The following is a 12,119-nucleotide window of genomic DNA, read 5'->3' as shown; positions in this document are numbered from 1 at the left end:
TCGCACCACCTTTAGAAAGAAGAAAAACGTGAAATTTAATGAATTTAACTTGTCTGCTGACCTTTTAGCAGAAGTTGATAAAGCAGGATTTGTAGAAGCAAGTCCTATCCAAGAGCAAACCATTCCTTTGGCTCTTGAGGGAAAAGATGTTATCGGTCAAGCACAGACTGGTACAGGGAAAACAGCAGCCTTTGGCTTGCCAACCCTTGAAAAAATTCGTACAGAAGAAGCAACTATCCAAGCTTTGGTGATTGCGCCAACTCGTGAACTTGCAGTTCAAAGCCAAGAAGAGCTTTTCCGCTTTGGTAGAAGCAAGGGTGTAAAAGTTCGTTCAGTCTATGGTGGTTCAAGCATTGAAAAACAAATCAAGGCTCTTAAATCAGGTGCTCATATCGTAGTAGGAACACCAGGACGTCTTTTGGACTTGATTAAACGCAAGGCCTTGAAATTACAGGATATTGAAACTCTTATCCTTGACGAAGCAGATGAGATGCTTAATATGGGCTTCCTTGAGGATATTGAAGCCATTATCTCTCGTGTCCCAGAAAATCGTCAAACCTTACTCTTTTCAGCAACCATGCCAGAAGCTATCAAACGTATCGGGGTCCAGTTTATGAAAGAACCTGAGCATGTGAAGATTGCGGCTAAAGAGTTGACAACAGAATTGGTTGACCAGTACTATATCCGAGTTAAAGAACAAGAAAAATTTGATACTATGACTCGTCTCATGGACGTGGAACAACCAGAACTGGCGATCGTATTTGGTCGTACTAAACGTCGTGTAGATGAATTGACTCGTGGTCTGAAGATCCGTGGCTTCCGTGCAGAAGGGATTCATGGAGATTTGGACCAAAACAAACGTCTTCGTGTCCTTCGTGATTTTAAAAATGGAAATCTTGATGTCCTTGTTGCAACAGACGTTGCAGCTCGTGGTTTAGATATCTCAGGTGTGACTCATGTCTACAACTATGACATTCCTCAAGATCCTGAGAGCTATGTTCACCGTATCGGCCGTACAGGTCGTGCAGGTAAGTCAGGTCAGTCTATTACCTTCGTGGCTCCAAATGAAATGGGCTACCTTCAAATCATCGAGAACTTGACTAAGAAACGCATGAAAGGTCTCAAACCTGCAAGTGCAGAAGAAGCCTTCCAAGCTAAGAAGCAGGTTGCTCTTAAGAAAATCGAGCGTGACTTTGCTGATGAAGCCATTCGTAGCAACTTTGATAAATTTGCTAAAGATGCCCGTAAATTAGCAGCTGAATTTAGTCCTGAAGAATTGGCCATGTATATCTTGAGTCTGACTGTCCAAGATCCAGACAGTCTTCCAGAAGTTGAGATTGCGCGTGAAAAACCATTACCATTTAAACCATCTGGTGGTGGATTTGGCGGAAAAGGCAAGTCAGATCGAGGAGCCCGTCGTGGAGACGACCGTAGAGACCGTGAACGCCGTGGCAATGGCCGTCATGATGACTATCGAAAAGGTGGACGCTCAAAGGATCGATTTGATAAAGAGAAGCGTTACCGGAAGGATAATAAAAAACCACGTAATACATCCAGCGAAAAGAAAACAGGTTTTGTTATTCGTAACAAGGGTGATAAATAATAAAAAGCGGTTCACTTTGTGAATCGCTTTTTATATATAAGGAGACCTAAATTAAAGTAGAAAAAGTTATACTTGAAGTTGTATTTATATATTTGTTATCTTGTAATATTATATTATCAAAAAAATAAATGGATGTCAATCATAAATATTAAAAAAACATCAAAAAATTGCGAATATAAAAGAATTGTGATGCAATAAGCAATTTTCAGATAATTATTGAAATAAAGACTTTTCTATGTTATAATGGAAGCGATTATATGCGAGGTAAAAAATGGCACATTTATTAGAAAAAACAAGAAAAATCACATCAATCTTAAAGCGTTCGGAAGAGCAATTACAAGATGAGCTTCCTTATAATGCCATTACACGTCAATTAGCAGATATTATTGACTGTAACGCTTGTATTGTTAATAGCAAGGGTCGTTTGTTGGGCTACTTTATGCGCTACAAAACTAATAATGACCGAGTAGAGCACTTCTTCCAATCAAAGACTTTTCCAGAAGATTATGTACAGGGTGCAAACATGATCTACGATACGGAGGCCAATCTTCCTGTAGAGCATGATTTGACAATCTTCCCAACTGAGAGTCGCTCTGATTTCCCAGATGGTTTGACAACGATTGCTCCCATTCATGTCTCAGGAATTCGCTTAGGTTCCTTGATCATTTGGCGTAATGATAAAAAGTTTGAAGATGAGGATTTGATACTTGTTGAGATTGCCAGCACAGTAGTAGGAATTCAACTCTTGAACTTCCAACGTGAAGAAGATGAGAAAAATATTCGTCGTCGTACGGCTGTAACTATGGCGGTTAATACACTCTCTTACTCTGAACTTAGAGCTGTATCGGCTATTCTAGCAGAACTAGATGGTAATGAAGGCCAATTAACTGCTTCAGTCATTGCAGATCGTATCGGAATCACACGCTCAGTAATTGTTAATGCCCTTCGTAAACTTGAATCTGCAGGGATTATTGAAAGTCGTTCTCTTGGTATGAAAGGAACTTATCTAAAAGTTTTAATTCCAGATATTTTTGAAGAAGTGAAAAAGAGGGACTATTAATGGCTAAGGCTTTAATTTCTATTGACTATACAGAAGATTTTGTAGCGGATCATGGGAAACTGACTGCGGGTGCTCCAGCTCAAGCAATATCTGATGATATATATGGGGTGACCCAAAAGGCTTTTGATCGTGGTGATTACATCTTTTTCACCATCGATGCTCATGAGGAAAATGATGTCTTTCATCCTGAAAGTAAACTCTTCCCGCCACATAATATTATTGGAACGAGTGGACGAAATTTGTATGGCAAGTTAGCTGATTTTTATCAGGAACATGCAGATGATAGTCGTGTTTTCTGGATGGATAAACGTCACTATTCAGCTTTTTCTGGAACAGATTTGGATATCCGTCTCAGAGAGCGTAGAGTTGATACAGTCATTTTGACAGGAGTTCTTACAGATATCTGTGTCTTGCATACAGCCATTGATGCTTATAATCTTGGTTATCAGATAGAAGTTGTGAAACCAGCAGTTGCATCCATTTGGCCTGAAAATCATGCCTTTGCACTTGGACATTTCAAGAATACACTTGGTGCGAAATTGGTTGATGAAAATTTGCTTGAAATTACAGAATAATACATTTCAAGATGAAAAAATCTGAAAAAAGTCTTGACAATTTTTTTCAAAGTTGATATACTAGTAAAGTAATCGACGCGGGGATGGCGGAATTGGCAGACGCGCAGGACTAAGGATCCTGTGACCGCTTTAGGTCGTGAGGGTTCAAGTCCCTCTCTCCGCATAATAGTGAGCTAGCTTTGGCTAGCTTTTTATTTTTTTGAAAGATGTATAGTGAAAAACATACAAGCTAGTTTTTTGGTATGTTTTTTTATTTTAAAAAGTGCTATAATATAGATAGGAAAGATGGCAAAAAGTTCAGTATTGAAAAATTAGAGAGGTAGTAGTCTAGAAAAGTTTAATCTATCCTAGTATATAACGGTTATTATCGGGAAAGCTTTTATAGTTTAAGTCTTGTATTTCCTGATTTAAAATTAGTTTTTCAAATATGTAAAGGAGAATTGTTATGGCTAATGAACTACAACGAATCATAAGTGCCTTAATTCAATTTCTTTTTGTTATTATACTACCTTATATCTGGTGGTTTTTAATAGTGAGAGGTAAAGTATCTTTTGGGGAATGGATTGGTTTAAAAGCTATTAAAAGGGTTGAAGATTCTTATCTTATCGCATGGATAATTGGTGGCTTTCTCCTGTTTACAATTTTTTCTATGTTTATCTTTCCTCTAACACGTAGTATAGAAACGGCTACTTCGGCATTTTCCGATATGGGTCTTAAAGCTTTGCCAAGTATACTAATTTATAGTTTTTTTCAGACTTCTTTGCCTGAGGAACTTTTATTCAGAGGGTTTTTATTAAAACGATTAGTTAATCATATGCCATTTTTCTTTGCGAATACGATACAAGCTATTACTTTTGGTTTGCTTCATGGAATATTATTTGCCTCACTTGTATCTATAAGAATTACTCTTTTTATTACCTTGTTTACAGGAGTAATCGCTGCTTATCTTGGTTTTGTCAATGAGAAAAAAGCTGGAGGGTCTATTTTAACAAGTTGGATCATACATGCATTAGCTAACATTTTCTCTGGGATAGTTGCTGCATTTTCTCTGTTTTAATCTGGGTGATTTATAAATATAAAGTCAGTAGAAATACTGGCTTATTTTATTTCAGAAATTTTTCTTATTTCATAAACATTTCATATTTGAATATTATAATGGTTTTACAAATATGGAGGTGCTATATGAATCCCACTCAAAGAGCTTGGGCTTACGTCAGCAGAAAACGACTGAGAAGTCTCATATTATTCTTGATTCTATTTGTCTTATTGGCTGGAATATCGGCTTGTTTGACGCTTATGAAGTCCAACAAAACAGTAGAAAACAATCTCTATCGCTCACTGAATACATCTTTTTCGATTAAAAGAATCGAAGCAGATCAGACTTTTCAACTGTCTCAACTAGATGACCTTAAAAAGATAAAGGGTCTTGAGAAGATTTCACCTGAGCTAGAAACAATAGCCAAGTTAACTGACAAAGAAGTCGTTACTGGAGAACAAAGTATCCAAAGGGATGATTTGACAGAGGCTGAAAAAAATCTCATCAGTTTGATAGCTTTAGAAGATTCCTCTAAGGATGTCTCCTTTACTAGCTCTGCCTTTACCCTTAAAGAAGGAAGGCATTTAGAAAAAGGAGATAGCAAAAAAATCTTAATCCATGAAGATTTAGCAAATAAAAACAATCTAAAAGTAGGAGATAAGATTAGCTTAAATCCTGGTCAAGTTGAAGGAAATAGTGGACAAAGGCTAGACTATGAAATCGTAGGTATTTTCTCAGGTAAGAAGCAAGAAAAATTCACTGGTCTTAGCTCAGATTTTAGTGAAAACACGGTCTATACAGACTTCGAAAGTAGCCAAACTCTTCTTGGAAATAAGGAAGCTCAAGTTAGCGCCGCTCGTTTTTATTTAGAAAATCCAAAAGATATGGATAGTATCATTCAAGAAGTTGAAAAGTTATCCCTGGAAACTAAAGGTTACCAAGTCGAGAAGGAAAATAAGGCGTTTGAACAAATCAAGGATTCAGTTTCGACCTTCCAAACCTTCCTACAAATTTTCCTCTATGGTATTATGATTGCTGGTGTAGGAGCTCTGGTCTTGGTCTTGTCACTTTGGTTACGAGAGCGAGTCTACGAGGTTGGTATTTTATTGGCGCTAGGAAAAGGAAAAATAGCAATCTTTAGCCAATTCTGCCTGGAAGTTATCCTGGTTTCATTGGCAGCAATTTTACCAGCATTTGTAGCTGGAAATGCCATTACTTCCTATCTCTTGAAGACTGTATTAGCAAGTGGCGACCAAGCTGCCCTACAAGATACGCTAGCAAAAGCAACGAATCTTTCAACAAGTCTTCTATCATTTGGAGAATCTTATATCTTCCTACTTATAATCAGCTGCTTGTCAGTTGCACTTTGTTTCCTATTTTTATTTAGAAAATCACCGAAAGAAATTTTATCATCCATCAGTTAATAAAGGAGAAATCATGACTTTACTACAATTACAAGATCTTACTTATCGTTACAAGAACACTGCAGAAGCAGTATTATATAAAATCAATTACGATTTTGAACCAGGCAAGTTTTATAGTATTATCGGAGAATCAGGAGCTGGGAAGTCAACACTCTTATCTCTATTAGCAGGACTTGATAGCCCAGTCGAAGGAGCTATATTATTCGAAGGCAAGGATATTCGTGAACAAGGTTATTCTTATCATCGCATGCACCATATCTCTTTGGTTTTCCAAAACTATAACTTGATTGATTATCTTTCTCCATTGGAAAATATCCGCTTGGTTAATAAAAAAGCTAGCAAGGATACCCTTCTTGAACTTGGTTTAGATGAAAGTCAAATCAAGCGGAATGTTCTCCAGTTATCAGGAGGGCAGCAACAACGGGTTGCCATTGCTCGTAGCCTCGTATCTGAAGCACCAGTGATTTTAGCAGATGAACCAACAGGAAACCTAGATCCTAAGACAGCTGGAGATATTATTGACCTGCTCAAATCTCTTGCTGAGAAAACAGGCAAGTGTGTGATCGTTGTGACCCACAGTAAGGAAGTAGCACAGGCGTCAGATATTACACTTGAATTGAAGGATAAGAAACTGACTGAAACAAGAAAAAATAGTAACTAAAACTTTTAAACATATTAAAAATGGAAGTAAATCTAGAAAGGAATCTTATGTTACACAACGCATTTGCCTATGTCACAAGAAAATTTTTCAAGTCGATTGTGATCTTTCTTATCATTCTCTTGATGGCTAGTTTGAGTTTGGTCGGCTTATCTATCAAAGGAGCAACAGCCAAGGCTTCTCAAGAAACCTTTAAGAATATCACCAATAGTTTCTCCATGCAAATTAACCGTAGGGTCAACCAAGGAACTCCACGTGGTGCTGGGAATATCAAGGGTGAAGATATCAAAAAAATTACCGAGAATAAGGCTATTGAATCCTACATCAAACGGATCAATGCTATTGGTGATTTGACAGGCTATGAACTGATTGAAACGCCTGAAACCAAGAAAAATCTAACTGCAGATCGAGCTCAACGTTTTGGAAGTAGCTTGATGATAACAGGAGTCAATGACTCTTCTAAAGAAGACAAGTTTGTGTCAGGCTCTTACAAATTGGTCGAAGGTGAGCATTTAACAAACGATGACAAATACCAAATTCTCATGCACAAAGACTTGGCTGCTAAACATGGCTGGAAAGTTGGCGACAAGGTCAAACTGAACTCCAATATCTACGATGCAGATAATGAAAAAGGAGCCAAGGAAACAGTAGAAGTAACGATCAAAGGACTTTTTGATGGACATAACAAATCTGCTGTGACCTACTCACAAGAACTTTATGAGAATACAGCTATCACAGATATTCACACAGCTGCCCAGCTCTATGGTTATACAGAAGATACAGCTATTTATGGAGATGCGACCTTCTTTGTAGCTGGAGATAAGAATCTAGATACTGTCATGCAAGAATTAGGGTCTATCAACGGTATCAACTGGAAGATGTATACCTTGATTAAGAGTTCGTCTAACTACCCTGCCCTTGAACAATCAATCTCAGGCATGTACAAGATGGCAAATCTGCTTTTCTGGGGTAGCTTAGGCTTCTCAGTTCTCCTACTTGGTCTATTACTCACGCTTTGGATTAACGCCCGTCGTAAAGAGGTCGGAATTCTCCTTTCAATTGGTCTTAAACAAGCAAGTATTCTAGGACAATTTATCACAGAAGCAGTTATGATTGCAATTCCAGCACTAATTTCAGCTTACTTCCTAGCCAACTATACTGCTCGTGCTATTGGAAATACAGTTCTTGCAAATGTCACATCAGATGTGGCTAAGCAAGCTAGTAAGGCAGCCCAAGCCTCTAATCTTGGTGGCGGTGCAGAAGTTGACGGCTTTAGCAAGACTCTTTCAAGTTTAGATATATCCATTCAACCTTCTGACTTTGCTATCATCTTTGTACTTGGCTTGGTTCTAGTAGTACTAGTTATGGCACTTGCTTCCAGCAATCTCCTCTTTAAACAACCAAAAGAACTCTTGTTGGATAGTGAATAAAAAAACCTGCTACCTATTCTCACTCAAATGAGATATAATATAGGTAGCATTTTTGATAGAAAAGGATTTATATGAAAATTCTAATTGTAGAAGATGAAGACATGATCCGTGAGGGAATTAGTGATTACTTGACGGATTGTGGTTATGAAACCCTTCAGGCAGCAGATGGTCTTGAGGCCTTAGAACAATTTTCTCGTCACCAAATTGCCCTGGTTCTCTTAGATATTCAAATGCCGAAACTCAATGGTTTAGAGGTTTTGTCAGAAATTCGTAAAAGTAGTCAAGTACCAGTCTTGATGTTGACAGCCTTTCAGGATGAGGAGTATAAGATGAGCGCCTTTTCTGCTCTAGCAGATGGCTATCTGGAAAAGCCTTTTTCCCTATCTTTGTTAAAGGTACGAGTAGATGCTATTTTTAAACGTTATTATGATACAGGTCGTACCTTTACCTATAAGGAAACTAAGGTAGATTTTGACAGTTATAGCGCCAAAGTGGCTGGTCAAGAAGTTGCAGTGAATGCAAAAGAACTGGAAATCTTAGACTATCTAGTTAAAAATGAAGGTCGTGCTTTGACTAGAGCTCAGATTATCGATGCTGTTTGGAAGATGACAGATGAAGTCCCTTTTGATAGAGTAATCGATGTCTATATCAAGGAATTACGGAAAAAATTGGATTTAGATTGTATTTTTACCGTGCGCAATGTTGGTTATAAATTGGAGAGAAAATGAGACGTTCTGGTTTATTTAAAAAGATTTTTATTTATACCTTCTCGGTATTTTCTACCTTAGTCATTTGTTTGCATCTGGCCATCTATTTCCTCTTTCCATCAACCTATCTCAGTCACCGTCAGGAAAGCATCGGGCAAAAGGCTACAGAAATTGCCCAGTCCCTTCAAGGAAAGGATAGTCAAGCTATTCAGGAAGTCCTTGAACTTTATTCTCAAAGCAGTGATATCAAGGGAGCTATTAAGGGTGAGATGACCCAGGATAAGTTGGAGGTCAATGACAATCTTCCACTAGATAGGCAGCGTCAGACAGCCTCATTGGTTATTGAAGAAAGAGAAGTTCAAACTAAGGACGGTCAGACGATGACCTTGCAGTTTTTAGCATCTATGGATTTGCAGAAAGAAGCAGAAGATATGAGTCTTCAATTTCTGCCTTATACTTTATTAGCGTCTTTCATCATTTCGCTCCTCATAGCCTTTATCTATGCTAGAACCATTGTTGCTCCTATTTTGGAAATAAAACGAGTGACTCGACGGATGATGGATTTGGATGCAGAAGTGAGGTTGCGCGTGGATTCTAAGGATGAAATTGGCGATCTCAAAGAACAAATCAATAGCCTTTATCAGCATCTCTTGACGGTCATTGCAGACTTGCATGAAAAGAACGAGGCCATCCTCCAGCTGGAAAAGATGAAGGTTGAGTTTTTGCGAGGTGCTTCCCATGAACTGAAAACACCTCTAGCTAGTCTAAAGATTCTTCTGGAAAATATGCAAGCAAATATCGGTCGCTACAAGGACCGTGACTACTATCTGGGAGTTTCTTTGGGTATTGTAGATGATTTGAGTCACCACGTTCTGCAAATCCTATCCCTTTCTTCAGTGCAGGAATTGCGAGATAAGAAAGAACAAATCAACCTTCTTGAAATGACAGATTTTCTTTTAAAGGATTATGATTTATTAGCTAAAGAGAGGGAAATCTCAGTTGTGAATCAACTGACTAACCAACAAACTTATCTAAACCCTTCGGTCCTTAAACTGATTCTCTCTAATCTTATCAGTAATGCAGTGAAACACTCTGTCCGAGGTGGTTTCCTAAAAATTGGAGAAAAAGATGGTTGGGTCTTTATTGAGAACACCTGTACACCTGAGGAGCAAGATAAATTTGAACAATCCTTCACATCCTCTAGTCGACAAAGTAAGGGAGCAGGCTTGGGACTCTTCGTAGTTAAAAGTTTATTAGAAAATGAAGAAATTGATTATCGATTTGAAAGATATGAAGATCACTTGGTATTTTATATGAATCTTCTTCAAAAGCCGGAATAAAGGGTTTTAGAAAGAGTTTACATATTTTAAAATAGAAGAAATTCAGACGAAACTACGGGAAAAACTAGCTTTTTTTATCAAAAAGTGATAAAATGAACAATGTAATGGGATGTCCCAAAAAATATATAGGAGGCCTGACAAATGGCAATCGTTTCAGCAGAAAAATTTGTCCAAGCAGCTCGTGACAACGGTTATGCAGTTGGTGGATTTAACACAAACAACCTTGAGTGGACTCAAGCTATCTTGCGCGCAGCAGAAGCTAAAAAAGCTCCAGTTTTGATCCAAACTTCAATGGGTGCTGCTAAATACATGGGTGGTTATAAAGTTGCTCGCAACTTGATCGCTAACCTTGTTGAGTCAATGGGTATCACTGTACCAGTAGCTATCCACCTTGACCATGGTCACTACGAAGATGCACTTGAGTGTATCGAAGTTGGTTACACTTCAATCATGTTTGACGGTTCACACCTTCCAGTTGAAGAAAACCTTAAATTGGCTAAAGAAGTTGTTGAAAAAGCACACGCTAAAGGTATCTCAGTAGAAGCTGAAGTTGGTACTATCGGTGGTGAAGAAGACGGTATCATCGGTAAAGGTGAATTGGCTCCAATCGAAGACGCTAAAGCAATGGTTGCAACTGGTATCGACTTCTTGGCAGCTGGTATCGGTAACATCCACGGTCCTTACCCTGCAAACTGGGAAGGTCTTGACCTTGACCACTTGCAAAAATTGACAGAAGCTCTTCCAGGCTTCCCAATCGTATTGCACGGTGGATCAGGTATTCCTGATGACCAAATCCAAGCAGCTATCAAACTTGGTGTTGCTAAAGTTAACGTTAACACTGAATGCCAAATCGCATTCGCTAACGCAACTCGTAAATTTGCTCGTGACTACGAAGCAAACGAAGCAGAATACGACAAGAAGAAACTCTTCGACCCACGTAAATTCTTGGCTGACGGTGTAAAAGCTATCCAAGCATCAGTTGAAGAACGTATCGACGTATTCGGTTCAGAAGGTAAAGCTTAATCTAGCTGAACAATACAAAATGAAACCCGCCTGTAAAGGTGGGTTTTTTGTGTTGCTTTTATAGAGAATATACTTAAGACTACTATATACTAAGTTGCTAAAAGAGTCTAATTTTTGTACAATAATGCTATGAAAATACTGAAAAAATCAGCCCTTGTCTTTCTTAGTTTCCTTATCTTATTTTTAGTAGGGACATTTATCTTTCATCGTATCAGCTTAGAAAAGGAACTAGCCTCTTTAACTCCTATGGGTAAAACTGTTCTCGTTAATGGGCACAAAATCAATGTTTACGTTGAGGGGGATGGTCCCGAGACAATAGTGTTTCTATCTGGTGCTGGAATTGCCTCTCCAATATTGGACTTTAAGAATGTTTCAGATTCCTTATCAAAAAAATATAAGGTAGTCATCGTGGAGCGGGCTGGCTATGGTTATAGCGAGGATAGTAATCAATCCAGAGATGTGATGGAGGTTTTATCTGAAACTCGTCAAGCTCTTTCTAAGGCTAATGTCACAGGGCCTTTTATTATTCTGTCTCATTCCATGGCTAGTCTTGAGAGTATAGCTTGGCAGGAAAAATATCCTGATGAAGTGAAAGGCTTGATTGGTCTGGATTGGGCACTGCCATCTAGTTATGAGGATTTAAAGGATAATCAGGTCTTGCTTACTGTGGCCTATTGGACTAGCAAAATTGGTTTATTACGCTATTTTCCTGAGTCCTTTTATATAAAAAATCCAACTCTGACTGAAGCTGAACGACAACAATATAAATTACTAGCATATAAGCAGTTGATGTCACAAGCCATGCTTCATGAATCCCGTTTGGCAAAGGAAAATGCCAAGAAAGTTTCCTCTAGCATCAATCCTAAAATTCCTACCTTACTCATGGTTTCTAATGGTGAAGGGACGAGCTTTAGCCAATCAGAATGGCAGCATTATGCTATGAGGTTTGCCAGTGAGCAGTCTAATGTTCAAGTCATCTATATAGATGCACCACATGACCTCTATCATTATCAAAGCCAGGAGGTTGTTACTCGGATTGAAGAATTTTTAGAGAATAATTGAGGGGCTAGAAATCTATTTCAGATTGATGAACATGATTAAATACTGAAAGCTTAGTACCAGAATAATGATAAAATAATGTCTTTTATAAACATCCAGTCTGTCTTTTAAGACAGGCTTTTTGTTTTTTTCAAGTATCAAAACTATTTACTTTTTACTAGAAAAACACTTGTTTCTCCTTATCGATTACACTATAATAGAATG

At 38.1% G+C, this 12,119-nt stretch carries 11 protein-coding genes and 1 tRNA gene; all 12 read left to right on the top strand.

The features are described 5' to 3' along the window. Window positions 1-28 precede the first annotated feature (28 nt). The 12 genes from PAN07_RS05165 (at window position 29) to PAN07_RS05110 (ending at window position 11,918) form a co-directional block, all read left to right on the top strand. Window positions 29-1,603 carry a DEAD/DEAH box helicase gene (locus PAN07_RS05165; protein WP_269797365.1) on the top strand — a complete coding sequence of 525 codons (1,575 nt, stop codon included), beginning with the start codon at window positions 29-31 and terminating at the stop codon, window positions 1,601-1,603. A gap of 271 nt (window positions 1,604-1,874) precedes the next feature. Further along, window positions 1,875-2,663, top strand: coding sequence for a GTP-sensing pleiotropic transcriptional regulator CodY (codY, locus tag PAN07_RS05160; RefSeq protein ID WP_269797364.1), 789 nt, complete (start codon window positions 1,875-1,877; stop codon window positions 2,661-2,663). Beyond that, a complete protein-coding gene (locus PAN07_RS05155; protein ID WP_269797363.1) occupies window positions 2,663-3,238 on the top strand; it encodes an isochorismatase family cysteine hydrolase in 576 nt (191 codons plus the stop codon). The genes codY and PAN07_RS05155 overlap by 1 nt, the downstream gene beginning before the upstream one ends. A gap of 77 nt (window positions 3,239-3,315) precedes the next feature. Continuing rightward, window positions 3,316-3,401 (top strand) — tRNA-Leu (locus tag PAN07_RS05150). Window positions 3,402-3,683: 282 nt separating this feature from the next. After that, window positions 3,684-4,295 (top strand): CPBP family intramembrane glutamic endopeptidase, encoded by a 612-nt coding sequence (locus PAN07_RS05145; protein ID WP_269797362.1) that lies wholly within the window; start codon window positions 3,684-3,686, stop codon window positions 4,293-4,295. 125 nt (window positions 4,296-4,420) lie between these two features. Then, window positions 4,421-5,698, top strand: a complete 1,278-nt coding sequence (locus tag PAN07_RS05140; RefSeq protein WP_269797361.1) for an ABC transporter permease — start codon at window positions 4,421-4,423, stop codon at window positions 5,696-5,698. 13 nt (window positions 5,699-5,711) lie between these two features. Beyond that, window positions 5,712-6,359, top strand: coding sequence for an ABC transporter ATP-binding subunit Vex2 (vex2, locus tag PAN07_RS05135; protein ID WP_004252438.1), 648 nt, complete (start codon window positions 5,712-5,714; stop codon window positions 6,357-6,359). Between the two features lie 47 nt (window positions 6,360-6,406). Further along, window positions 6,407-7,786 (top strand): ABC transporter permease subunit Vex3, encoded by a 1,380-nt coding sequence (vex3, locus tag PAN07_RS05130; RefSeq protein ID WP_269797360.1) that lies wholly within the window; start codon window positions 6,407-6,409, stop codon window positions 7,784-7,786. A 71-nt stretch (window positions 7,787-7,857) separates the two neighbouring features. Further along, on the top strand, window positions 7,858-8,514 hold the full coding sequence (locus PAN07_RS05125; RefSeq protein WP_269797359.1) for a response regulator transcription factor: 657 nt from the start codon (window positions 7,858-7,860) through the stop codon (window positions 8,512-8,514). Next, on the top strand, window positions 8,511-9,833 hold the full coding sequence (gene vncS / locus PAN07_RS05120; RefSeq protein WP_269797358.1) for a sensor histidine kinase VncS: 1,323 nt from the start codon (window positions 8,511-8,513) through the stop codon (window positions 9,831-9,833). The genes PAN07_RS05125 and vncS overlap by 4 nt, the downstream gene beginning before the upstream one ends. 141 nt (window positions 9,834-9,974) lie before the next feature. Further along, complete coding sequence (locus PAN07_RS05115; protein ID WP_075566991.1) at window positions 9,975-10,856, top strand: class II fructose-bisphosphate aldolase; 882 nt, start codon at window positions 9,975-9,977, stop codon at window positions 10,854-10,856. 129 nt (window positions 10,857-10,985) lie between these two features. Beyond that, window positions 10,986-11,918, top strand: a complete 933-nt coding sequence (locus PAN07_RS05110) for an alpha/beta hydrolase (protein WP_269797357.1) — start codon at window positions 10,986-10,988, stop codon at window positions 11,916-11,918. The last annotated feature ends 201 nt before the right edge of the window (window positions 11,919-12,119 follow it).

Source organism: Streptococcus sp. SM5 (genome assembly GCF_027497975.1).
This window is presented reverse-complemented; position numbering and strand designations above follow the sequence as displayed.